Below are 24,120 nucleotides of genomic sequence, written 5' to 3'. Positions count from 1 at the left end.
CTCCGTGTTCCAATCCGCCTCCAGCACGAAGCTCGGCGCACGCCAAGCGGTCGACGTTGCCAACCAGCAGTTGGCCACGCTTTACGCGCAGGCCCTGCTCGATGCCACCGGCGCCAAGGGCACGGCAGCGTCGGACGGCAAGGTGGAAGCGACCCTGTCGGAGTTGGATAGCTTCGTCACCGAAGTGCTCGACAAGCTGCCGCATTTGGAAGAGCTGTTTACCTCGGCCCTGGTGCCCGACGAAAAGAAAGCCGATCTGGTGGATCGGCTGTTGAAAGGCCGGACCAGCCCGACGCTGTTGAATTTTCTCAAAACGCTTGCCGTCCACGGCCGGCTCGGCATCCTTCGCTCGATTCACCACGTCGCTCAAGATCTCTTGGATGACGAGCGGCGGGTGGTGCGGGTCGAAGTGGCCACGGCCAGCCCGTTGAGCGACGAGCTGCAGAGCCGCATCGCCGAATCGGTGCGCACGATGTTCGGCCGAACGCCGATTTTGGAAGTGCAAGTGCGGCCCGAGTTGATCGGCGGCATCATGATGCGCGTCGGCGACACGGTGTACGACGGCTCGATCGCCACCCGCCTCGAACAATTTCGCCAGCAGATGATCGACAGGAGCGTCCATGAAATTCAAAGCCGACGAGATCGCTTCAGTTCTCCAACAGGAAATTGAGCACTACGATTCCCAGATCGATGTCCGCGAGGTCGGGCAGGTCTTGGAGGTCGGCGACGGGATTGCGCGCGTCTACGGCCTGTCGGGCGTAATGTCTGGCGAAATGGTCGAATTCGCCAATGGCACCACCGGCTTGGCGTTCAATCTCGAAGAAAGCTCCGTCGGCGTGATCATCCTCGGCGACTATCTGCAGATCGCCGAAGGGGAGCAAGTCAAGAGCACCGGGCGGCTGCTGAGCGTGCCGGTCGGCGATGCGGTCGTCGGCCGGGTGGTCGATCCGCTCGGCAATCCGCTCGATGGCAAAGGCCCGATCGTCACCAGCCAGCGCCGGGCCGTCGAATTCAACGCCCCAAGCATTTCCCAGCGGCAACCGGTCCGCGAGCCGCTGCAAACCGGCATCAAGGCGATCGACTCGATGACGCCCATCGGCCGTGGCCAGCGCGAACTGATCATCGGCGACCGCAAAACCGGCAAGACGGCCATCGGCGTCGACGCGATCATCAATCAAAAGAACTCGGGCGTAAAGTGCTTCTACGTCGCCATCGGGCAGAAAGAATCGACCGTGGCCACGGTAATCGAAGCTCTGCGCAACCACGGGGCGATGGATTTCACCACGGTCGTCGTGGCCGGGGCCAGCGATCCGGCTCCGCTGCAATATGTCGCTCCGTATGCCGGCACCGCGATGGCCGAGCACTTCATGTACAACGGCGGGCATGCCCTGATCGTCTACGACGATCTTTCCCGCCAGGCCCAGGCCTATCGCCAGTTGTCGCTCCTGATGCGGCGCCCGCCGGGGCGCGAGGCCTATCCGGGCGATGTGTTCTATGCCCATAGCCGGCTGCTCGAACGATCGGCAAAATTAAGCAAAGAGCTCGGCAGCGGCTCGCTCACTTCGCTGCCGATCATCGAAACGTTGGAAGGCGAAGTGTCGGCCTATATTCCGACAAACGTGATTTCGATCACCGATGGCCAGATTTATCTGCAGCCCGACTTGTTCTTCCGCGGCCAGCGGCCTGCCATGAACGTCGGTATTTCGGTCTCCCGCGTCGGTGGCGCCGCCCAGATCAAAGCGATGAAGAAGGTGGCTGGCGGTTTGCGCCTCGACTTGGCGTCGTTCCGCGAGTTGGAAGCGTTCGCCCAGCTCGGGACCGAACTCGACGCGGCCACGCAATTGCGGCTCGACCGCGGTTATCGAATGGTCGAGTTGCTCAAGCAGGGGCAATACAAGCCGATGGAAACGGTCGATCAGGTATTGATCATTTTCGCCGGCACGCGCGGCTATCTCGACGACGTGCCCCGGCCGAAGGTGGCCGAATGGGAACAAGATTTCTTGACGTTTATCCACGACCAGCACGCCGAGATTCGGAAGAAAATCATCGAAACCAAAGATCTCGACGACGCCACGATGGCCGAGCTGGTGAAAGCCATTGGCGAATTCAAGGCCCAATTCGCGGGTAAACAAAAGACGGCAGAAACGGCGAAGGCGTGAGAACGAAGCATTCTCACGCAAAGGCAGCGGAGACGAGAAAGATAAATAGGAGAACGGATCGATGCCGTCCGCTTGCGCGTCCTGACCCCTCACCCTAACCCTCACCCTTCTTCCGCATGGCCAAGGCACGAGCGCTTGATAAACGACGCAAGTCGATCCGCAACATCCGCAAGATCACGCGGACGATGGAGCTGATCGCCACTGCGCGTTTCAAGAAAGCCATGGATCGCGCCCATGCCGCCACGGCCTACACCCGGCGCATCACGCAGCTCGTTTCCGATCTGGCCAACAGCGGCTTGGAAGTCAGCCATCCGCTGTTGAAGGGGCGCGAGAAGACCGAGCGGGCGATCCTGCTGGTGCTCACCGCCAATCGAGGCCTGTGCGGCGGATACAACGGCAACGTCGTTCGCACCGCGGTGGCCCGTTGGCAAGAGCTGACCGCCGCGGTGCCGAAGGTGCAACTCGAAATATCGGGCAAACGCGGAATTTCGGCGTTTCGCTATCGCGGACTGACGCCGGTCGAAAAATACACGCACTTCGAAGACCGGGTGACGTTCGCCGAAGTCGAGGTGTTGGCGAATCGGTATTTGGAAGAATATGTCACCGGCAAGCTGGATCGGCTCGACGTGGCCTACATGCAGTTTACGAGCATCAGCAAGCAAGCCGCGGTCGTGGAAACGCTATTGCCCCTCGGTTCGCTAATGGCGGCTGCCGACGATGCCGCCAAGTCGAAGAACGGCGCGAAGCCGACAGATCACAAGGCCGACCATAAAGGGGAACACGCTTCCGCGCAAACAGGCGCCGGCCAGTCGCAGTATGAATTCTTGCCGTCGGCCGAGAGCATCCTGGAAGAAGTCGTACCGACCAGTTTCAAAGTAAAGTTGTTCAAATGCTTTCTCGACGCGGCGGTGAGCGAGCAAATCGCGCGCATGGTCGCCATGAAAGCAGCCACGGAAAATGCCGACGCCATGATCAAGAACCTCGGCCGGGCCTATAATCGAGCCCGGCAAAGCCAGATCACCGGCGAGATCATGGAAGTCCTCGGCGGCGTGGAAGCACTCAAAGGATAAAAACAAACTTACATCATCAACCCAGCGTCGATCACACACTCACCCGCAAGCACTAATGGCAACTGCAACACACGCATCTCCCGCTTCGCATTCGACCGCCAAGACCGCCGTCGGACACGTCACGCAAGTGATCGGTTCGACGTTTGACGCCGAATTTCCGGAAGACCACCTGCCGGCAATCTACAACGCCGTCAAAATTGTCTCCGACAACAAGGGCGTGAAGCTGAATCTCGTCGGCGAAGTGCAGCAGCATCTCGGCGGCAGCCGCGTGCGGTGCGTCGCGCTCGGCAGCACCGATGGCATGGTCCGCGGCCAGGAATGCGCCGACACCGGCGCTCCGGTCAAGGTGCCGGTCGGCAAGGCCACGCTCGGCCGGGTGTTCAATCTGATCGGCGAACCGATCGACGGCCGTGGTCCGGTCGCCGCCGACGACTACTGGCCCATCCATCGCGATTCGCCCCCGCTGACCGACCTATCGACCAAGACCGAGTTGTTCGAGACGGGCATCAAGGTGATCGACCTACTGACGCCGTTCGTCCGCGGCGGCAAGGCAGGGCTGTTCGGCGGGGCCGGATTGGGCAAGACGGTTATTCTCACGGAATTGATCGCCCGCATCGCCAGCGCTCACGGCGGCTATTCCGTGTTCGCGGGCGTCGGCGAGCGAACCCGCGAGGGGAACGATTTGTGGTTGGAAATGCAAGAAGCGAAGATCGGCGACACCGGCCGCAGCGTCATCGAGCAAACGACGATGGTCTTCGGCCAGATGAACGAACCGCCGGGCGCGCGATTGCGGGTCGCCCTTTCGGCCCTCACGATGGCCGAGTATTTCCGCGATTCGACCGGTGCCGACACGCTCTTGTTCGTCGACAACATCTTCCGTTTTTCGCAAGCCGGCAGCGAAGTGTCGGCTCTGTTGGGCCGCATGCCGAGCGCCGTCGGTTACCAGCCGACGTTGGGCACGGAGATGGGAGCCCTGCAGGAACGGATCGCCTCGACCTCGAAGGGGGCCATCACCTCGGTGCAAGCCGTCTATGTTCCGGCCGACGACCCCACCGACCCGGCCCCCGCGACGGCCTTCGGCAATCTCGACGCGTTCCTTTATTTGGAGCGATCGATTTCCGAACAGGGCATCTATCCGGCCGTCGATCCGCTGGCCTCCTCGAGCCGGATTTTGGACCCGCAATACGTCGGCGAACGCCATTACGCAATTGCCCGGCGCGTGCAGCGGACCTTGCAGCGCTACCGCGAGTTGAAAGACATCATTGCGATCCTCGGCGTCGACGAATTGAGCGAAGAAGACAAGTTGGTCGTGCATCGCGCTCGCCGCATGGAGCGATTTTTGTCGCAACCCTTCTTGGTGGCCGAGGTGTTCACGGGCAAGCCGGGCGAAATCACCAGCCTCGCCGACACGATCCGCAGCTTCGAGGAAATCGCCGACGGCAAGTGGGACCACCTCCCCGAAACCGCCTTCATGTACGTCGGCCCGATCGAGCAAGCGGAAGAACAAGCCAAGAAGCAAGCCGAAGCGGCAAAGAAGTAAGCGCCTGGCCACGCCCACGGTCCCCTCACCCTCACCCTCACCCTCGCCCTTCCCAGCCCAGCCCATGCCCGATCACGGAAAAACCGCCGGCAAGGAATTGCATTGCAGCGTGGTAACGCCCGAGGCGACGCTGCTCGACGCCAGCGCCCGCTTCGTCGCGCTGCCGCTATTCGACGGGGAAATCGGCGTCGGCCCCGATCATAGTCCATTCATTGGACGGCTGGGCTACGGCGAATTGCGCGTCGTCGAAGATTCGAAAACGGAGCACTACTACCTCGACGGCGGGTTCGTGCAGGTGGCCGATAATCTCGTCTCGGTGCTCACGAATCGGGCGATCCCGGCCGACAAGCTCGACGCGAACAAGGCCCGCGAGCAGCTCGAGGCTGCCAGGGCCCGCGTGGCCCATTCGCCCGAGATGATGGCGATCCGCGACCGGGAAGAACTGCAAGCCCGGGCCCAAATCCATATCGCCGACCGCCTCGGCAAACAGCCCTCGCACTAGCGAGCGCGCCATCTACATGCGATGGCCATTTGAGACTGTGTGCCACTGGCAAGCGCAGTCTGCCCGTGAGAACCGCGAGTTGGCTTGCCATACGAGCGGCCCCCTAGTGGTATGGCGCCCTCGACCGGCGTTGCTTTCTTGCAATTCGGGCCTGTGCGGTGCTCGCACTGGCAGACGTCGCTTGCCAGTGGCACACGGCTGGTGCCAGTGCCCCACCCGCTTCGTCCCTTCTAATCCGGTCAATGCTCAAAGTTCGGCCAATTCACCCGATCGCTACTCCGCGGGCGGAATTCCGCTGCCGGTCGGCGATTCGTAGTGGCCGCTACGTCGGCCGCTTGCCGAAACCAGTGCAAGCGATGCTCCGGCGGCGGGCGTGAAGAACCGCCCGCGATCGAGCGATCTTCGGGAGCCGACATGTCGAGGAACTACCGGTTGCACAATTCACAAGATCCTTCCGGTCCGCATTCGAGGTCGAGCCTTCCGCAGGCGACGCTCGAGATCATCCGCGGCCGAGCGCGGCAGCGGATTCGGCCGATCGTGCGGCCGGCATTTCTGATCGGCAGCGCGACCGATTCGGATTTAATGTTGGGGGCCGAGCAGTTTCCCGCCGCGCATTGCTATCTGCTTTTGAATCCCGATGGGGTCGGCTTGCGTTGGCTCGGCTTCGCGCCCGAGGTGCTGGTGAACGACCGGCCCGTGGAAAAAGCGGAGCTGCACGACGGCGATTTGCTGAAGACTGGGCCCTATGAATTCCGCATCCGCATCCGCCGCGGCGACACGGTGCTGCGGCTCTCGCATCCAACCGACGCCGAGCACGACGCGCGGAACCCGAAGAACGAATCCCCGCGCGGCAAATCCTCCGGCCCGCAGGACACCGCCGCCGATCGTGAAATCGACAGCCTGCTGGGCGACATCCGGCGGGCCTTCGGCCTGGAAGATCGTCGTGTGGCAGTTGGGTGCAACGTTCTCGTCAAAACCGCATAGGCGGCAGCGGACGTCGCTCGTTGCCGCGAATATCGGGAGTGCGCGAAATTGCGCTGCGCAAATTCGCCCGAGTCGCAAACGGCCTCAGCCGTCCTTGCTTGCGCTGCGGGCTCCGCGCAACTGCTCGGGGCTACACGGAGCTTGGATTGCTTTTGCTCGACGACGACGGCTTGTATTCGTCGCGATTCAAGTCGGGCTTGATTCCCTCGGGCGTTTCGTCGCTCGAAAGATCGAACCATGCCTTGTTGAATTCGATCCGCGCCTTTTCCTTCGGATCGCGGATCGCCATGCTGCTGACCAGCGCAATCACGGCATCGGCCAAGGCGACGGCCGGGCCGACGCGGGGCTTGTGATCCGGGGCCGGATTCTGGATGCACCATGCCCAATGTTCGAGTTCTTCGGTGTAGCCGCGGCTGATCGGGCTCGCGTCGAGCGCTGCGGCGCCCACGGCGACGGCATGCCCGCCGCTCTCGGCGGTGTCGAGCACTGGCCCGCCCTTGTCTTCCGACACCTTGATGTGCGTGCCGGTCGAGGCCGATTTGAAGAGCATCGCCTCCTGTTCCTTTTCCAGCACCAGCGTTCCCTCGGTGCCCATCACCACTTCGCCGTAGTCGCCAAAACCGTTGCCGTTGATCGACGAATAGGTGAGCGCGATTTTCTTGTTCGGATCTTTGTGATACTCGGGACCGGGGAATTCGTACATGCAATAGACATGGTCTTCGCAATCGCGATCCATGGGGAAGATATACCTGCCCCCCAACCCGGTGACATTCAGCGGCAGGCCATGCTCGTGCTCGGTGCCGTGGGCCCGTTCGAGCGCGGCGCCGATCAAGATGCCGGCGGCGTCGAGCTGATGGCTGCCGAGCTCGGCCATCAAGCCGGCGCCGGTGCGGTTCCATAGCCGCCAGCGGATCAGTTCCTCGAGCGCGCTGCGCTGCTTTCCGTCGGGCAGGGTGAGCGATTCGTAGCCGTAGGCCGCGGCGTTCACCTTTGCGTCGGCCTGTTGTGCTTTCACCTGGGCCAGCAACTTTTCGGCCTCGTCGATATCGGCCGGCTTGGCGCTTTTCGAGGCGATGATTTTTTCCAAGTGCAGCACTTGCCTGACGAGCTTTTCGTCGCCCGGCATCGGCATTTGCCAACTATCGTGGCCGGGCAAATTGCCGCGATGCCATTGGGCGCGGATGTAGTGCAGATCGCCCAGCAGTCCGTGGCGGATGAGCCATTTGGCGTTGTCGTACAGTACGCTGTAGTTCCGCTGATGGCCGACGGCGAGGATTTTGTTCGTTTCCTTGGCGACGCGGCCCATCTCCTTGCATTCGTGGACACTATGGCCCATCAGCTTTTCGGTGATGACGTGCTTTCCCTTGCGCATGGCCTTGATCGAGGCCACGCTGTGCAAATGCAGCGGCAACGCGATCACGACGGCTTCGACATTCGGATCGTTCAGCAGATCCATGTAGTCTTTATCGTACACCTTGATGTGCTTGCGGGCTTCGTCTTCCGTCTTCCAGCCGTACATCGACATCAAGCCGGGGCGCCGGCCGAGGGCGTCGGGGCTCGAGTGGTCGCCGTGAAACGCGCGGTGGACGCTGAACGGCCGGATATCGGAAATCGCGACCACTTGGATGTATTTTCGCGTGTTCTCGGAATGCAACGCACCGAGCAACACTTCCCCTTCGTCGCCGACGCCGATATAGCCGACGCGTAGCGGGTTTTTCGGCGGCCCCCCTTCGGCATACCCGAAGTACATCGCTCCCAACCCGGCGCCGGCCACGGTGGCAGCAAGCGTTCCTTTGAGGAAATCGCGGCGCGTGTATTCGCTGCCAATGGCGGCTTGAAAATTTTCTTTACCGATCGCACGTTCTTCGGGCGTCAGATTCATAGCGGGTTCCTTGTGGCCGTTTTTCGCTCGCAATAGCGGCTTGCAGATTGAATTGGAGGGCTCGACGGGCTTTCCCAGGACGGGAAATTCGTGAATGGTAAATCCACCGATAGGCGCCCTCGCTAACGCTTCGGGCTCGTAGGGGCGGAGCCCAGACACCGGCTCGATGCCTGAGCGAGGCTGTATCAGGACAAACGCTTCTTCATGTTCGGCGGCATGTTCACGCCGGGCGGGAGGGTTGCTTTCGGCGGCTCGACGACGGTTTTCGCCCGGCTCCGGCAGCATCCGCTGCAACACAGGCCGAGGAAATAATCCAGACCACCCCATCGGCCAACGGGCGTGGTGGCCAAAGCCAACAGAGCCAACATCTCGACCGTCTGATTATACGTATAGGTTTGCACCGAGGTTGCCAGCCAAGGGGGTTGGGCAAAAATAATCGACAGCAAAAACAACGCGCCCACCACGGCCGCCACGCGAGTGAACAAGCCGACGATCAGCAATCCGCCGACGATCATCAGTGTCCAGCCGATGGCGAGGTCGATGTCGTGCAGACGGCTGGCAGCGCTTGGCGGCGCGGCCATTTCACGCTGTTCGGGCGTCAACAGGCCGCGCAGTTGGTCGTGAAAGTATTGGTCGACCGCTTGAGCGTCGGACTGCCATGCGGCGGGGGTGGTCGCCAGCGGCGACGATTGCCCGTTGAGGCCCCGTTCGCCGAGCGGGTTTTGCTGGGCCGCCGCGCTGCGGGCGACTTCATTCGGAATCACTTCGCCGCCAGGCGCCAGCGGCATCGCTTGGGCGCGGGCTACGAGCTCGCGATACATCCGCATGTCGGGCTCATAGTCTTCCAGATCGTCTTTCATCCGCCGCTTGGTATCGGCGAGGATCGCGTCGGCCTTGGATTTTTGATCGTCGGTAAAGTGGTAGGCTTCGGCGTCTTTCGTGATGTCGGCCTTCCAATCGCTGACTGCGGATTTGAGCCACGCATCGTAGATCGCCGAGGAAGAACTGGCCGCTTTTTTCGCGGCGGAGGCGGCATCGGAAGTCTTGCCCGCTGTGACTTTGCCTTCGTCAGCGGCTGTTTTGTCGGCGGATTCACCGCCCTTTTTTGCCGCGGTTTTTTTGTCGGGCGACTTCTCGGTCGCTCCATCAGCCACCCCATGATCCGCGACCGCTACAACCGCCAACTTTGCTTTCGCCGCATTCGCCGCTTTCGGCTCGGCGGCATCCTTCGGCGCTGCTTCCTCCTTCGGCGCTGCTTCTTTGGTGGCCGCCGGTTCCTTGGCTTCCGCGGCATTGTCGGTCGCGTCGGCGGGGCTCTTGTCGCTCAGCGGGGCGAGCATCAGCCGATTCCAGCCGTGAAGGTCCGGCAGCACGGAATGATACGCATCCGCCAGCGGCCCCTTCGCTTGCCGCAAGAAACCCTCGCTCGACCATGTCTTATCGACATGATGCGACATCCCTTCCTTGAAGAAATGCCAGCCGATCGCGAGTCGCAAAAGCACCAAGAGAACGATCGTTGCGGTCGCGTATTCGTAACGTCGGCTAATCAGAGAGCACCTCCCGCCCCCGGCGCGCGGGGCGATTGTCTAGCGAATTGGGGTGGGATAACCGGCGGCTGCCGGGGTGGGAAGAACGACTGGGGCGATCGATCTTTTGATTATTGCTACCGATGCGGCACTTGCCAACCGGGCGGCGGGAAAATTCCTGGGCCCGACGGCGGTGCGGAAGGAAATCGTTTTCCCGCCGCTCCCAGGGAAGGCCCAGGAATGCACTGGCAATGGCTCGACCGGCGGCGGCCTTCCCTGGGCTTGAGGCGGTCGAGAGCGCATCGAATGCGGGCTGGTGAATTCTAAGCGCGGCGCGGAAATTCTCTTGGTTTCGCGGCGCGAAGCGACTATTCTAGGGTTAATTGCGGTGGCAGAGGGTAGGTTTGGCGTCGACGATCGGTCGGATGATGCGACCGAATTCGAGCCAGCCTTGGCGAACCACCGTGAGCACTTTTCTCATCTCTGTGGAACGGAGGTTCTCGTCATGGCTACTGCTTTCCGCTTTCGTTGGCTGTCCGGAATTACATTGGCACTCGCCCTCGCGGCCGGGGCAACGCGATTGTCTGCCGCCGATCCCGCGCCCGGCAACCCCGGCTCCGAAAATGCGCCCGCGACATCGTCGTCGGCTTCCGACGTCAATCTGTTCGACTTGATGCGCGATGGCGATCTCGGCGTGCAGTTCATTCCGAAAAACTCGCGCGAAGCGACGCTGATCCTCACCAACAACACCGACAAGCCGCTCAACGTGCATTTGCCCGACGCATTCGCGGCGATGCCGGTCTTGGCGCAGTTTCAAGGCGCCAATAACGCCGGCGGCAACAATCGCACCACCGGCACTAACAACAACAACAATAACAACAAGAACCAATCCGTGGGGACCGGCACGAACAACAATCAGCAGCGGCAGGGCGGCTTCGGCGGCGCAGTGGCGAACGCGCAGGCCGCGGCGCAAGGCAATGCCCAGGCGGGTGGTGGCGCCGGCGGCGCGGCGTTCAGCATTCCACCCGAACGCGTCGTAAAGCTCAAGCTGCCGACAGTGTGTCTTGAATACGGCAAGGCTGAGCCGAATTCTCATGTGCCGTACACGATCGTGCCGGTCGAAAAATACACCAGCAGCCCCGAGGTGCAAGAGATTTGCCGTTTACTCGGCACGGGCAAGGTCGATCAACAAACCGCCCAGGCCGCGGCATGGCATTTGGCGAACCACTTGAGCTGGGACAAATTGGCCGACATGAAGCACTTCCCGCACACCGGCTTCACGCGGCCGGTCTTCTCGCAGGACCAAATCCGCGCCGCGATGGCCCTCACCGACAAGGCGATCAAGATGGCCGACGCTCGCCCGGCGGCAACGCCCGCCGATCAGAAGTCGGCAGCGTCGCCGGCAACGTCATCGGCTTCGCCGGCGCCAGCCGCTGCGGGAGCGAAGACAGCGGGCTGAGCCGTCGTGCCTCAAAGTCTCAAGCCTCAAAGCCTCGCATCGCTTGCCGTCTCGGCCAGATCGTCGATCCAGCATTCGATCATCGTGGTTTGATTGGCGTTGCGGTCGATGTGGCTGAGCGTTTCCAGGCAGCGATCGAGGGCCGCGGTGGCGGCTTCCTCAGTCCAACCGTTTCGCTCGGCCCGCTCGACGAGCGCGGCCAATTCGGCGTCGCCCGAGGGCGGCATGCCATTGAGCTGCCGCAGCAGCAGCCGGAAGAATTCGATGGCGAAGCCCGCCAAAAGCCGGCTGCGGGCTCGGCGCGGACCTGCTTCTTTGCCGGCCGAATCGACAAATTCGATCACATGCTTGGCTGCCGCGACGCTGTCGGCCGGCAAGCCCGCGAGCACGCCGAGCAATTGCCCGCGGAATTCCCACAGCGCCGCATCGGCCAATTCCGCGGCCCGCGCCACGCTCCCACCGCTATGGATCGCCAGTCGGGCCGCCTCGCGCGGATCGCCGACAACGCCATTTTCAACCAGCAATCGGGCCACGGTCGCGTCGTCGAGCGGGCGGAAGCGAATCAGTTGGGCTCGCGAGCGGATCGTGGGCAATTGCCGGTCGGCGCTGGTGCCGATCAAGATCAGCACGGATCGCGGCGGCGGCTCTTCGAGTGTTTTCAGCAGCGCGTTGGCTCCTTCTTGATTCAAATCGTCGGCGTCGTCGATGATCGCGATCTTCCGCCCCCCGGCAAACGGCTTCAATCCGATCTTGTGGCACAAGCCTTCATGCATGCGATGCTCTTTGTCGCCGATCAGCAGTGCCACGGGTATAGCGCTTTTGTCGGCCGGCTTGCTGACGACATCCAAATCCGGATGCGTGCCGGCCAACACCTGCAAACAGCTCGGACAGCGCTCGCACGGGTCCAACAATTCGGCCGGCCGAGACTGGCAAAGCAAGGCTTGAGCGAGCTTCATGGCAAACTTCCGCTTGCCGACGCCGCTCGGCCCGACGAATAAAAACGTGCTCGCCAGCCGGCCGCGCGCAAGCATGCCGCGAAACCGCTCGACCACATCGTCGTGTCCTACAATGCCATGCCAGTTCATCAGGCGATCTTGCCTTGGTGGTTCTAAGAGTATTGCTGCCGCTCTGGTTCGCCGTCCTCGCTAACGCTTCGGGCTAGTGTGACATTGCGACTTGCGGCACACTAGCCCGAAGCGTTAGCGAGGAGGCCCCGTCGCCGGGCTTTCAACGCATGTTTTCTTCCGTCGCGCGGCGAATCTCGGCTTGCACTTCGTCGATCGACCGATTCGCGTCGATTCGCCGGATTCGTTCCGGCTGGCGCGCGGCTTCCGCCAAAAAACCACCTCGCAGCCGGCGGCGGAACTCTTCGCCCTGCGATTCCATCCGATCGGGCGCGCGGCGGATGCGATTGGTTGCGGCTTGCGGATCCATGTCCAATAAAAACGTCAGATCGGGCCGGATGCCCGCCGTGGTCGCTTCGCCGATCCGCCACAACTGCTCGACATCAAGGCCGCCGGCGTGTCCCTGATATACCACATTGGCCAACAGAAATCGGTCGCTGACGACGGTCCTGCCCGCGGCCAGTGCTGGGCGAATCACCTCTTCGACCAATTGCGCCCGGGCCGCCATATACAGCAGCATCTCGCTGCGCCGATGGATCGCCAGATCGGCGCGGTTCAAAAGCAGATTGCGCACCGCCTCGCCGAGCGGCGTGCTTCCCGGATCGCGGCAAGCGACGACTTGCTCGCCGCGCTCCGTGAGCCAATCGCAAAACAGCTTCAACTGTGTCGATTTGCCGCCGCCATCGATGCCGTCGAAGGAGTAGAACATGGTAGGGGCGAGGGGCGAGGGACGAGGGACGAGGAAGACAATCCGCCGCGGAGCGGCGGGCTACGTAGACCGCGGCTCCGTCGCGGAGGCCGACCGCGCGACGCTGCGGCACTGATCGCGGGAATTCGACGCTGTAGCAACGTGGATGTTTTAGCCAATTAGATCTCGCGTTGCCGGAATAGGCGGCGGAGGCCTGCGACGAGCGACAATACCACGAAACCGCTGGTCGTGTCGATCATCACGTCGTGCATCGATGCGTGCCGCTCCGGCACGAAGATCTGATGAAATTCATCCGAGCAGGCATACAGGAAAATGCAAGCCAGCGCGATCGCGAACCACCATTGCCGCAGCGCCCGACGGCTGAGCAATAAATAGGAAAGCAGCAAAGCGAAAATCGAATACTCGGTGACGTGCCCCAACTTGCGAAACACAATCTGGACGGCGCCGACATTTTTGACGTTGAAGAACTGCAGAATCGGATCGAGGATTCGTGCGCTATTCTCCGGCCGGCCGAGGCCGGTCGATGCCATGAAAATCACGACCATCCACAGTCCCACCAGCGCAACTGGAAAATAGCGGCGGAACCGGCTGCGCGGCGGGTCGGGAACGATAATGATTCGCGGCGGTTCGACGTGCCTTCGCGGCGGCAAGTCGGGCTCGATCGGTGGGAACATCTTTTGTCGCCGTTGGCAGAAGTTAATGTAGCAGGCACACTCCGTGTGCCATCCGCCTTGCTCCGTGTGCAACGCTCCCAGGTGCGCAGACGGCATACGGAGTATGCCTGCCACTTTACGCCGGCGGAGCAACGCGCATCGAGCGGCCTAACCGAACTCGGGGCGGATTTGCTTCAGCCGCACTTCGGTTTCGGCCATCAACCGATCTTCCGCCGCTTCGTCGGGCGCTTCATAAGTGACGGAGAATCGCAGGAACGAACCGGCGTCGTCCCAGGGGACCGTGCAAATCGAATGCTCGGTGATCAAATATTGGCTGACAGCCTCGGCCGACTCGAACCGTGGCCCGCCGACGATGCCACGAGGGCTGGGCGTGTAAAGAAAGTATGTACCGCCCGGCATGCGGCAGGTGAAGCCGCAGCGCGACAGCGTGGCCACGAGTTTTTCCAATCGCCGGCGATATTTCTGCCGTACCTGCGGCGGGATCGTCGTGTCGTCGAGCGCCGCGGCGGCGGCTTTTTGGATGGCGATGAATTGGCCCGAGTCGCTGTTGTCTTTCACGTCGGCAAAGGCCCGCACGATCCGCTCGTGCCCACTCACCCAGCCCAATCGCCAGCCGATCATGTGAAAACCCTTCGACATGGAATGCACTTCGACGCCGACTTCTTTTGCCCCCGGCACGGATAGAAAGCTGACCGGCTTGCCTTCATAGGTAAGCATGATGTGGGCCGCGTCTTGCACGACCACGATTTGATTCCGCAGGGCGAACTGAACGACGCGCTCGTAAAATTCGCGCGTGGCCACCCGGCCGGTCGGGCTATTCGGATAGTTGAGCACCAAGAGTTTCGCGCGCCGCAGCACGTCGGCGGGGATCGATTCCAGATCGGGAAAGAAATCGTTCTTGGCCAACAGCGGCAATCGATGCACTTCGCCGCCGTAGTAGCGCGTGTGCGTGCCGGCGACGGGATAGCCGGGCACGGTCATCAGCGTCACATCGCCGGGGTTGATAAACGCGGCCGGGATCATCGCCAGCGCCGGCTTCGAGCCGATGCAATGGTTCACTTCCGTGACCGGATCGAGTTCGACGCCCAATTCGCGATGCATGAATCGGGCCGCGGCCTCCTTGTAGGCGGCGATCCCGTTGTCGGCGTAGCCGCGATTCTCCGGGCGATTGATCTCGCGGGACATGACGGCCCGGATGCTCTCGGGGGCCATTTCGTCGTTTTCGCCGATACCGAAATCCACTAGTTGCCGCTCCGGATGATCGGCCAGCGCCTTCCGCTTGGCCCGTTTGATCTTCTCGAACTTATAGATCTCGGTTCCCTTGCCGTAATTGGCGCCGCCGATGCGATCCGCGAAACGGGTTTGAAAGTAGGGGTCGGGCATGGGCGAAGGGGCGAGGGTTAGGGGCGAGGGGCGAGGGGGTTCGTGGTTCGGAACGGGCGTCGTAAGGCGCGGGAAATCTGGTGAAGGGCAACAGGCCGGGTGGGCGTTTTCTATGCGGTTGAATCCATTTCACTGGCCCCTCGCCCCTCACCCCTCGCCCCTTCCTGACTCGCCCGTCGCCCCTTCCTCTTGGCCGTAGAAGGCGGCGGTGGGCAGTTGGGTTCGCTCGCGGACCAGGGCGACCAGGGCATCGACTTCATTGTCGGTGAGGGGGGCAACGAAATCCTCGGCGGGGCGGCGGGCCACCGTGTAAATCTGCACGAGCTTGATGTGCCCTCCGGCGGCGACGATTTCCTGCAATCGCTCGCAATATGCCGCTTGCTCCTCCGCCGGTGGCGGCTCGCCTTGAATCCGCATGAACAACGATTGGATCACAAGCGGCCGCACTCGCGCCGCCGCCGTGATATTATCCAAAATCCGGCGCATGGGAATCGGGGTCCGCTCGACAAGCTGATAATAGGCCTCGGTGCCCCATTCGAGCTTGGCCCAAATTTCCCCCTGATTGGCGTCGAGAATCTCGAGACCGCGGCGGACGTGCGGGCGGTGAAACATGCTGGCGTTGCTGATCAACACCATCTTTACGGCATCAAGGCCGTGCCGCCGCTTCAACTCGGCGCAGGCGGCGATGATCTCGTCGAAATTGCGATAGGTCGTCGGTTCGCCGTCGCCGGAGAATGCGATGTCGTTCAGGCGGCGGAGCGGCTCGGGCGTAGCGCGGAATTTTTCGGTCTCGTAAATCCGCCCCCCGGCCACCAGACCGAGCATGGCATCGAGCTCGGCCAAGAGCGCCGGCATTGCCACGAATCGCGTTTCGCTCTGCTCGCGGCGATCGACTTGGCAATAAATGCAATCGAAATTGCACACCTTGTCGGGATTGAGGTTCACGCCGATCGACAGCCCGCCGCTGCGCCGGCTCAGCACCGGATATACGAACCGATTGTCCGCGAACGAGCGTTCGTGAAGCGCATGCAGCGCCAGCGGCACATGCGGCGAAACAGGATTCTGGGCACCAGGATTCATGGCTCAATTATACGCTGTCCGCATAAATGACGGTGTGCCACTGGCCAGCGCAGTCGGCCAGTGCAAGCGCTCCGCGAGACCCGCCACTGGCAGACTGCGCTTGCCAGGGCCACACGGCCGGTTTACTTTGCCCGCCGCAATTGCGTGAATTCATCCATGGTGAGGGTGGTCAATTCGCCGTCGTCGCGACGGAGAATCAGCACGTCGCTGTAGACTTTGTCGTCGGGATTGCGATGGAAGTGCAGGCCGTGGCGGCGGCGCTCGGTGCGCACCACGGTGCCGATGGTGCGGGTCGACCATCGATCGCTAGAGCCGATCGTGACGACGTGGTCGACCTCGACGCGATCGCCGGCCTTCAAGTGCGAAAACAGAAAAGACGAGTCCCGGTTGGCGGCGCTGGTGGCATTGGTGTTCGTGCTGGCCGCGTCAGTAACGGCGATCTTGTTGCTCATGGCGGACATCGGCTCCGTGTGGGCTCCTTATGCCTCGATCGCGTGCTATTGTCGCCGATTCCGGAGCGTTGACAAGACCGCTGCCGACCAACGTTGCGGTCGCTCTTTCCCCCGACGGCAAGCAGTTGTCGTCGAATTGCGGCAATGCGGCGCGGCTTTGGTCGCCGGCCGCAAATTCCTATTGGACGATCGGCGAATCCGCGTCGGTGGTTTGATCGGGCGACATCTGTGAATCGCCGGGCGTTGTGGTTTGCGCCGGCTGCGTTGAGTCGACCGAGGTTAGCGTCGAATCCGTGTTTGCGCTGGCAGCCGACGTTTCAGAACCGGATTGCGATGTTGACGTTTCGGCAGCTGCGTTGGCGTTGCTGTCGGTTGGGCTTGGCGAAATGCTGACCGCTGGCTGTGGGATAGCGATCGTTTCGGCCGAGGAAGCGATTGTCGCCGGGGCCGACACTTCGGGCGCGGCCGGACTCGGCGAAATTGTTGCGGCAGAAGCCAGTGCCGGACCTGCCACGATTGCTGCCGGAGTCGCGGCCGGCTGCGTGGTCTGCGGAACCGTCATTACCACGTCGACCCAGTAGTTGCTGCCGTTATAGACTTCGGTCGGGAAAGCGCTTTGCGAGCCGTAGTTATACACCCCGGCGACTGCCGTCAGCGGTCCGTTGGTGAAGCTGCCGCTACTGAAGAATCCGATGTTGTCGGAATAATTGCCCACCGCCGTGAAATAAGAGGCCACGTAGGTCGTGTTGGCCTGGATATAGACGGGCTGTGCGAAATCGATCGTGACCCAACCAGGGCCCGTGGTGCTCGTCGACGTGGCCGTGGCCAAGAGCGTGCCGGCGCTTGTCCAAAGATTGACGGTATGCGAACCGGTGTTTCCCGAGCTTTGATAAAAGCTGATGCCGGTGATTTCGCCGCTGCTGCTGGATTTGAACTCGAGACCCAATTCGACGCTCCGCGGATCGGGGTTATCGACCCATGCCGGCGCCGTGGTGCCCGACCACAAGGTGTATGTCCCGGCGTTCAGCGGCGGGGCGGTGGTGAACGACGACGTGAAATTGCCCGACATCGTGTTGCCATTCGTGTCGACCACGCCATCGACGCCCCCATCGACCACGACGGTATAGGTCGCAGAGGTGTTCAATGCCGTCTCGGGCACGAGCGTCGCCGTCTGCGTGTTCGCATCGTAGCTGATGGTCGTTGCCACGTCGTTGCCCGACGAATCCTGCAAGAGCAGCGTGCCGCCGGTGAGCGTGGCAGCGTTCACGGCTTCGTTGAACTGGATCTGAATCGATCCATCCGCGTCGAAGCCGGTGGCGGAGGAAGCCGGCGTAACGGAGAGGACGGCCGGAGCGGCTGGCGCGGTTGTGAACGACCAGGTGATGTTGCTCGAAAGCGTCGTGCCGCCGGCATCGGCCACGCCGCCCGAGCCGCCGCTGATTACGACGGTGTATTGGGCGCCGGCCGCGAGCGCAGCGGCCGGCGTCAGTGTAGCGGTGTCGGTTGCCGAATCGAAGCTGACCGTGGCGGCAACGGCATTGCCGGAACCGTCTTCCAGTTGCAGTGTGGAAGGATTGATGGTGCTGGAGTTCATCGTCTCGAGAAATTGGATCGTCAGCGGCGCATTGGCGGCAATGCCGCTGGCCCCGGGGCCCGCGGAAACCGCCCCGACCATTTGCGAGAACACGACATCGACATAGTAGTTGCTGTTGTCGAACGTCGTCGTGGGGAACGCGCTTTCGGCGCTATAGGTATAGACGCTGTTCGATGCCGTGAGAGGGCCATTGGTGTAACTGCCGCTGGCGAAGAAGCCCAGGCCGTCGGCATAGTTGCCGGTCGGCGCGAAATACGAGGCGATATACGTCGTGTTGGCCTGGACAGCGACCGGCTGCGAAAAATCGACCTGTTCCCAGCCCGAAGCCGTCTCGTTCGAGAACGTGGCCGTGGCCAGGAGTGTTCCATCGCTCGACCAAAGATTACCGATGTTGGTGCCGCTGCTGCTGGCCCCTTTGTAGAAGCGGATGCCAAGGATGTAGCCGGCAGTGCTGGTCTCAAACTGAACGCCCAACTCGACCGAGAGCGGGTCGGGGTTGTCACTGTACGCCGGCACGGTCGAGTTGCTCCAAAGCGTCGACTGCCCGGCGCTCGGTTGCGGAGCGGCGACGCCCGTCGCAACGGTAAACGAGGAGGCGAAATCGTCGGCCATCGTGTCGCCGCTGGTATCGGCAACGCCGGACGAGCCCCCCGCGACGTCGATCAAATATGTCGAGCCGGCCGCCAGCGGCGCGGTCGGCGTTATCGTGGCAATGTCGCTGGTCGAATCGTAGCTGACCGTGGCGCCTACGACATTGCCCGCGAGATCTTCGATTCGCAAATCGGCGGGCGTGATCGTGTCGGCGTTCATTGCCTCGCTGAACGTCACTTCGACGGCGGTGCCCGCCGCAACGCTGGTGGCATTATCGACCGGCACGACCGAAACGACCGCGGGAATCGCGGACGTAATAAACGAGGCCGTGAAATTGCCGGCCAGTGTATCGCCGCCGGTGTCGGCGACGCCATCGACGCCGCTCTCCACGGTGAGCGTGTACGCTGCCGAATTGGCGAGCGCGGCCGAGGGAGTAATCGTGGCCGTGTCGGTGGCCGCATTGTAACTGACGCTTGAGGCAATCGTGTTGCCTTCGGAATCTTGCAACACGAGCGTGGTGGAATCGAGCGTGGCGGTGTTCATCGCGTTGTCGAATTGCACGGTGATCGAAGAGTTGATCGCGGCGCCCGTCGCTCCGTCGGCGGGCGTTATCGACACAACCGACAGCGGCGCCTCGGTCGTAAACGACGCGGAAACATCGCTCGATAGCGTATCGCCATTGGAATCGGCCACGCCGTCGCCGCCGCTGACGACGTCGAGCGTGTAGGTGGCCGAATTGGCCAGCGGAAGATTGGGCGTGATTGTGGCGATTCCGCTCGTGGCATCGTAGCTGATCGTGGTGGCGACCGGGTCTCCGTTGGAATCCTGGAGCACGAGCGTCGCGCTCGTCAAACTCGCGGCGTTCATCGGGTTGTTGAACTGCACGAGAATCGCGGAGTTCGCGAGAACGCTCGTGCTTCCATCGCTAGGCGTGATCGACGTAACCGCCAGCGGACCATACGACGCCACGACCGTAAACGATTGATCGACGGCGTTGCCGGCCAAATCGGTGACGCTGATCTGCACCGGATTATTGCCGACTTCGGCCAGCGTCGGCGTCCAACTCACGACACCACTGGATGCGTTGATACTGAACCCGGCCGGTCCGGAAACCACGGCATAGGTGAATCCGGTCGATACGGAATCGCTGGCCGCGGCGGTGTAGCTGTAGGGAGATTCGAGCGTGGCCGTGAGGCTCGGGCTGGAGCTGAACGTCGGTCCGGCGGCGTCAACCGTCAAGGGCAGGGCAGTTGAGGCGGCACTGGCCAGGGTTGTCGTTCCTGTCGCATTGCCGACCGTATATTGCTGATTTTCCAACGCTTGTTCAGCCGTGATTTGATCGATGCCATCGGCCAGCGTCGTCGAGCCATCGGTCGTGACCACGACGCTGGTGGTCGACGCGAGCGCTTCGCCGATTTGCTGCGTGCCGTCGAACAACATCACTTCGTCGCCGGGTGTCACGCCGCTGACGACAAACTGCAGTTCCGTGCCCGCGCTGGAATTGTCAAGCGATGTAATATCGTCGCTGCTGTTCGCGCCGGTGTCGGACGAAGGCTCGAGCGTGATCCCGGTGGGCGCGGCCGGATCGACAAACAGCGGAACCATTTGCGTGTTCGGCGCATAACCCGTCGTCGCCGAACTTGCGACGCCAAAAAACATCGGCTGCACACCAACCAGGCTGTCGCTGACCGTGACCATGCCGGTCGACGAATCGATGCTGACATCCAGATTCGAACCGATCGGCTGAGTCGGACTCAAGTTGAACGGCGACGATTCCAAACCGGCTTGGTCGTAATAGGTCACCGCGTCGCCTTCAAGATCGAAGGCCGGCAGTTGGAAGCTGACCGGAGTGTTCACCGTCGTGGTTTGCGCCGCAATCGTCTTGAGGATCGGCCCGGGATCGTTCGGGTCTGCCTCGACGGTCACCTGAAACGTTTGCGAAGTCGTGTCGCCGTTGCCGTCGTTGGCGGTGACCGTGATCGAACCGGTGCCGGTGGTGCCGACCGGCGCCGAAATGCCGAGCGCGAAATTGTTGTTGTCGGCCGTGATGGTCGCCTCGGTGATTGTCACCGGACTGTAGGGCAAATTGTTGTCCGCAACGTTGTTCGGCACATTGCCGATGTCGGTAAGAATGTTCATGCCCGACACGACCTGCCCGAACACCGTGTATTGGTAGTCGAGATTCGACGAAGTGGCGGTGGTGGTGATGAAGAATTCGGTGCTGCCGCTGTCGTCGGCCGCGGTCCGCGCCAAGCCCACCACGCCGGCGCTTGTGTATTGCAACGGTTGAGCGGGATCGGCCACGGGAAGGACCGGGTCGTATTCGTCGTCCAATGTTTGAACATCCGCGTTGACGGGCGGGGTCGCGCCATCCAGCCCCGCTTGGGCGACGAACCCCGGCACGATGCGATAGAAATCGATCCCGTCATAAGCGCCCGAATTGACCAGGTTTTCGATCTGCTGGACGGTGTCCGGGGCGGCGGTGGGAAATAGCTCGATTTCGATGACGCCGGAAAACGAGGTGTCGCCGGCCTGGCCGCTAGAGGTGTGCGTGATGTCGAGTTCCAGAATCGGATTGCCGGTCTGCAGATCGGCGATAATGGCCGGGTTGGAACTGGTGACCGAGTAGCTGAGTGTATCGCCGCTTGGGTTGGTGGCATTGATCGGGATTTCCAGCGGCGCGCCGGCCTGAAGCGTCTGATTTGGAATCGCCGCTAGCACCGGCCCGGCCGACAGCATGTTCCGATTTTCGAGGCACTCGAACCGCGGCAACCGCCCACGTTGAGAACGCGATGCCGGCTTCGATGCATGACGCTCCGAAACTCGGTCCAAAAGCTTGCGCAAGGGTTTTCGCATGATGATGGTGCTGCAAGCAGTGCAGCGATAGATGTCTGTTCTTGGCCCCGTTTCCCGCCGAAAGACGGCGAAAGATCGCCGGTCGCTCCAAGCTTTTGATGATAATTCGACGATGCGCCGGCGGCAATGATTTAAAAGATGTAATTGAATCCCGACGGGCCGCCGCGAAGCCGCGCCGCTTTCCTATCTCCTCTTGACCGGCCGGATAGCGCCACCTATAGTTCCCGCCCCGTGTTGCTATGATGCGCTGCAAGAGCAGCAGGCACGCTCCACGTGCCGTTCGCGATTCAGCGCCGGCGCACTATGCGAAGGTGCTATATCGGCTACGGCATACGGAGTGTGCCTGCTGCCCAGGGCTGTGTGTCCAATAATTGCGATCGGTTTACGGAGAAACCGCGATGTCGAGCATGGATGCTGCAAAAGAGATTTCGCGCTGGGGCCGCTGGAAACGCCGGCTGGGCGTGGCCGTGGGAGCGGCGACGGTGGTGGCCGTTTGCCTGCTGGTGCGGTCGCTGCGTGGAACCGCGCCGGCCGCCGCCAAGACGCCGGCTGCCGATTCGACCGCGCCATCGAGCGCCAAGCCCGCCGCTCCGCCGCGGCAGCTTTTGGAGATCGTCGCGCAGGTGAATCGCGACACGATCGGACGGCAAGAACTCGCCCAAGAATGCCTCGCCCACTACGGCAGCGAAGTCTTGGACGCGATGCTCAACAAATATCTGATCGACGAGTATTGCCGGCAGCGGCAAATCATCGTCACTCGCAAGGAAGTCAACCACGAGATCGATCGGCTGGCAAAGAAATTCGGCATCTCGACCGATCAATGGCTGAAGATGATCGCCGACGAGCGGCACATTTCGCCCGAGCAATATGCCGACGACATCGTCTGGCCGATGTTGGCGTTGAAGAAGATCGCGGCCGACCAGATCCAGCCCACGCCGCAGGAAATCGAAAATGCCTTCGAAATGAAATTCGGCGAAGCGGTGAAAACGCGGTTGATCGTGGCGACCACCGAAGAAGACGCCGTCAAAATCCTCGCCATGGCGAAGGCCAATCCGGCAGGATTCGGCGCCCTGGCACGGCGCAAATCGATCGACCCCAGCGGCAGCGCCGATGGAATGATCCAGCCGATCCATCATCATGTCGGCGATCCGCAAGTGGAGCAAACCGTGTTCGGCTTGCGCGAAGGGGAGATTTCGCCGATCGTGAAAGTCGGAAGCCAATATCTGATCTTCAAATGCGAAGGACGCATGCCGGCCGTCCAGGCCGACATCAGTCTGGAAAAGGATCGCTTGGCCGAACTGGTGCGCGACAGCAAGCTCCGCAAAGTCGGGGCCGACACCTTCAAAGCTTTGCAGCAGCAGGCCGTCGTGCAAAAGATCTACGGCGACCCGGAAAAAAGCCGCGAAATGCCGGGCATCGCGGCGATCATCAACAATCGCCAACTCACGATCCGCGAGCTTGAAGAAGAGTGTATCAAGCGCCACGGCATCGAAGTGCTCGAAGGGACGATCAACCGCCATTTGCTGGAACAAGCCCTGAAAACCAAAAACATCGTCATCACCCAAGGCGACATCGATGCCGAAATCGCTCGCGCGGCGATTGCGATGGGCAAAACCACCGCCAGCGGCAAAGCCGACGTCAAAGCTTGGATTGATCTGGTCACCAAGGAACAGCACATCGGCTACGATCTTTACGTCCGCGATGCCGTCTGGCCATCGGTCGCACTGAAAAGACTCTGCGGCGATATCAGGGTGACCGACGAAGACATGCACCGCGGCTTCGATGCGAATTACGGTCCGCGAGTGCGCTGCCGCGTCATCGTGCTCGCCAACCTGCGCAAGGCCCAAGAGGTGTTTTCGATCGCGCAGCAGGAATTGAACCGACATCCCGACCGTGGGAGCGAGCACTTCGGCCAGCTCGCCGAGCAATACTCGATCGATCCGAGCCGTGCGGTGGGCGGCCGCGTGCCGCCGATTCAGAAATGGGGCGGCGTCAAAGCCCTCGAAGACCAGGCCTTCTCGCTACAAGCCGGCCAAATGTCGGGCATCGTCCAGGTCGGCGATAGCTACGTGATTCTCTACTGCGAAGGCTATACGCCCGTGGAAAAAGTGAGCATCTCCGATCCAACGATCCATCGCGAACTGTACGACGACATCCACGAAAAGAAAGAACGGATCGCCATGGCCGAGGCGTTCAACCATCTTAAGGACGCCGCCCAGATCGACAATTATCTGGCCCAAACCACGCAATCGCCCAAACGAGTCCCCGCGGGCAACGGCACCGCCGGGCCGGATGGGCAATCATCTCCGGCGGGCGTCTACGACCACGTCTTGCCCGCCTCTGCCAACCAGCCGATCGCTCCAGCGAAGTAGTTCGCCGCGCGGGGAAGAGTTCGGGGCTCTTTCAAGGCATCCAAGGCTGATCGCTCGCCACGGCGTTGCGGGATGGTCGTACGTTTTCAGGTAGGTCAGGCTTTCCAGCCCGACATTCCTCGCCTTTCGTCAGCCTAGAAAGGCTGACCTACGGCAAACCGTA

At 61.8% G+C, this 24,120-nt stretch carries 17 protein-coding genes; 8 read left to right on the top strand and 9 right to left on the bottom strand.

What is annotated here, in order from left to right; translation table 11 throughout:
- Positions 1-4 precede the first annotated feature (4 nt).
- From atpH to VHX65_00430, 6 genes are all read left to right on the top strand, one after another.
- On the top strand, positions 5-670 hold the full coding sequence (atpH, locus tag VHX65_00455; GenBank protein ID HEX3997003.1) for an ATP synthase F1 subunit delta: 666 nt from the start codon (positions 5-7) through the stop codon (positions 668-670).
- Complete coding sequence (atpA, locus tag VHX65_00450) at positions 621-2,159, top strand: F0F1 ATP synthase subunit alpha (GenBank protein HEX3997002.1); 1,539 nt, start codon at positions 621-623, stop codon at positions 2,157-2,159. The genes atpH and atpA overlap by 50 nt, the downstream gene beginning before the upstream one ends.
- Positions 2,160-2,275: 116 nt before the next feature.
- Positions 2,276-3,229: an ATP synthase F1 subunit gamma gene (gene atpG, locus VHX65_00445; protein HEX3997001.1), complete on the top strand. Its 954-nt coding sequence runs from the start codon at positions 2,276-2,278 to the stop codon at positions 3,227-3,229.
- Between the two features lie 55 nt (positions 3,230-3,284).
- Positions 3,285-4,769: a F0F1 ATP synthase subunit beta gene (gene atpD / locus VHX65_00440; GenBank protein ID HEX3997000.1), complete on the top strand. Its 1,485-nt coding sequence runs from the start codon at positions 3,285-3,287 to the stop codon at positions 4,767-4,769.
- A 64-nt stretch (positions 4,770-4,833) separates the two neighbouring features.
- Positions 4,834-5,271, top strand: coding sequence for an ATP synthase F1 subunit epsilon (atpC, locus tag VHX65_00435; protein ID HEX3996999.1), 438 nt, complete (start codon positions 4,834-4,836; stop codon positions 5,269-5,271).
- 414 nt (positions 5,272-5,685) lie between these two features.
- Positions 5,686-6,255 (top strand): FHA domain-containing protein, encoded by a 570-nt coding sequence (locus VHX65_00430; GenBank protein HEX3996998.1) that lies wholly within the window; start codon positions 5,686-5,688, stop codon positions 6,253-6,255.
- Positions 6,256-6,385: 130 nt separating this feature from the next.
- On the opposite strand, the gene VHX65_00425 is transcribed toward VHX65_00430, so the two are convergent.
- Entirely contained in the window at positions 6,386-8,137 is a 1,752-nt protein-coding gene (locus tag VHX65_00425; protein ID HEX3996997.1) for a Gfo/Idh/MocA family oxidoreductase, read from the bottom strand.
- A gap of 185 nt (positions 8,138-8,322) precedes the next feature.
- Entirely contained in the window at positions 8,323-9,639 is a 1,317-nt protein-coding gene (locus VHX65_00420) for a DoxX family protein (protein ID HEX3996996.1), read from the bottom strand.
- 529 nt (positions 9,640-10,168) lie between these two features.
- Between VHX65_00420 and VHX65_00415 the strand changes: the two genes are divergently transcribed.
- Entirely contained in the window at positions 10,169-11,122 is a 954-nt protein-coding gene (locus VHX65_00415; GenBank protein ID HEX3996995.1) for a hypothetical protein, read from the top strand.
- 26 nt (positions 11,123-11,148) lie between these two features.
- On the opposite strand, the gene VHX65_00410 is transcribed toward VHX65_00415, so the two are convergent.
- From VHX65_00410 to VHX65_00380, 7 genes are all read right to left on the bottom strand, one after another.
- On the bottom strand, positions 11,149-12,207 hold the full coding sequence (locus tag VHX65_00410) for a DNA polymerase III subunit (GenBank protein ID HEX3996994.1): 1,059 nt from the start codon (positions 12,205-12,207) through the stop codon (positions 11,149-11,151).
- Positions 12,208-12,349: 142 nt separating this feature from the next.
- Positions 12,350-12,955 carry a dTMP kinase gene (gene tmk / locus VHX65_00405; GenBank protein HEX3996993.1) on the bottom strand — a complete coding sequence of 202 codons (606 nt, stop codon included), beginning with the start codon at positions 12,953-12,955 and terminating at the stop codon, positions 12,350-12,352.
- 158 nt (positions 12,956-13,113) lie between these two features.
- Positions 13,114-13,629 (bottom strand): VanZ family protein, encoded by a 516-nt coding sequence (locus VHX65_00400; protein ID HEX3996992.1) that lies wholly within the window; start codon positions 13,627-13,629, stop codon positions 13,114-13,116.
- A 147-nt stretch (positions 13,630-13,776) separates the two neighbouring features.
- The gene (locus tag VHX65_00395) at positions 13,777-15,012 is read right to left on the bottom strand and encodes an LL-diaminopimelate aminotransferase (GenBank protein ID HEX3996991.1); all 1,236 of its coding nucleotides are present in this window, start codon (positions 15,010-15,012) and stop codon (positions 13,777-13,779) included.
- Between the two features lie 147 nt (positions 15,013-15,159).
- Positions 15,160-16,092 carry a radical SAM protein gene (locus VHX65_00390; protein HEX3996990.1) on the bottom strand — a complete coding sequence of 311 codons (933 nt, stop codon included), beginning with the start codon at positions 16,090-16,092 and terminating at the stop codon, positions 15,160-15,162.
- Positions 16,093-16,214: 122 nt separating this feature from the next.
- Positions 16,215-16,544 (bottom strand): hypothetical protein, encoded by a 330-nt coding sequence (locus VHX65_00385; protein HEX3996989.1) that lies wholly within the window; start codon positions 16,542-16,544, stop codon positions 16,215-16,217.
- Between the two features lie 178 nt (positions 16,545-16,722).
- Positions 16,723-21,468, bottom strand: a complete 4,746-nt coding sequence (locus VHX65_00380; GenBank protein ID HEX3996988.1) for a DUF4082 domain-containing protein — start codon at positions 21,466-21,468, stop codon at positions 16,723-16,725.
- 515 nt (positions 21,469-21,983) lie between these two features.
- On the opposite strand from VHX65_00380, the gene VHX65_00375 reads away from it, so the two are divergent.
- On the top strand, positions 21,984-23,957 hold the full coding sequence (locus tag VHX65_00375) for a peptidylprolyl isomerase (GenBank protein ID HEX3996987.1): 1,974 nt from the start codon (positions 21,984-21,986) through the stop codon (positions 23,955-23,957).
- The last annotated feature ends 163 nt before the right edge of the window (positions 23,958-24,120 follow it).

The sequence above is a fragment of the Pirellulales bacterium genome, assembly GCA_036267355.1.
Lineage (GTDB): Bacteria > Planctomycetota > Planctomycetia > Pirellulales > DATAWG01 > DATAWG01.
This window is presented reverse-complemented; position numbering and strand designations above follow the sequence as displayed.

Excerpts from the sequence above, each read along its gene's own strand:
- atpA (HEX3997002.1), top strand. The coding sequence starts at position 621 with ATGAAATTCAAAGCCGACGAGATCGCTTCAGTTCTCCAACAGGAAATT.
- atpG (HEX3997001.1), top strand. The coding sequence starts at position 2,276 with ATGGCCAAGGCACGAGCGCTTGATAAACGACGCAAGTCGATCCGCAAC.
- atpD (HEX3997000.1), top strand. The coding sequence starts at position 3,285 with ATGGCAACTGCAACACACGCATCTCCCGCTTCGCATTCGACCGCCAAG.
- atpC (HEX3996999.1), top strand. The coding sequence starts at position 4,834 with ATGCCCGATCACGGAAAAACCGCCGGCAAGGAATTGCATTGCAGCGTG.
- VHX65_00430 (HEX3996998.1), top strand. The coding sequence starts at position 5,686 with ATGTCGAGGAACTACCGGTTGCACAATTCACAAGATCCTTCCGGTCCG.
- VHX65_00425 (HEX3996997.1), bottom strand. The coding sequence starts at position 8,137 with ATGAATCTGACGCCCGAAGAACGTGCGATCGGTAAAGAAAATTTTCAA.
- VHX65_00415 (HEX3996995.1), top strand. The coding sequence starts at position 10,169 with ATGGCTACTGCTTTCCGCTTTCGTTGGCTGTCCGGAATTACATTGGCA.
- VHX65_00410 (HEX3996994.1), bottom strand. The coding sequence starts at position 12,207 with ATGAACTGGCATGGCATTGTAGGACACGACGATGTGGTCGAGCGGTTT.
- tmk (HEX3996993.1), bottom strand. The coding sequence starts at position 12,955 with ATGTTCTACTCCTTCGACGGCATCGATGGCGGCGGCAAATCGACACAG.
- VHX65_00400 (HEX3996992.1), bottom strand. The coding sequence starts at position 13,629 with ATGTTCCCACCGATCGAGCCCGACTTGCCGCCGCGAAGGCACGTCGAA.
- VHX65_00395 (HEX3996991.1), bottom strand. The coding sequence starts at position 15,012 with ATGCCCGACCCCTACTTTCAAACCCGTTTCGCGGATCGCATCGGCGGC.
- VHX65_00390 (HEX3996990.1), bottom strand. The coding sequence starts at position 16,092 with ATGAATCCTGGTGCCCAGAATCCTGTTTCGCCGCATGTGCCGCTGGCG.
- VHX65_00385 (HEX3996989.1), bottom strand. The coding sequence starts at position 16,544 with ATGAGCAACAAGATCGCCGTTACTGACGCGGCCAGCACGAACACCAAT.
- VHX65_00380 (HEX3996988.1), bottom strand. The coding sequence starts at position 21,468 with ATGCTGTCGGCCGGGCCGGTGCTAGCGGCGATTCCAAATCAGACGCTT.
- VHX65_00375 (HEX3996987.1), top strand. The coding sequence starts at position 21,984 with ATGTCGAGCATGGATGCTGCAAAAGAGATTTCGCGCTGGGGCCGCTGG.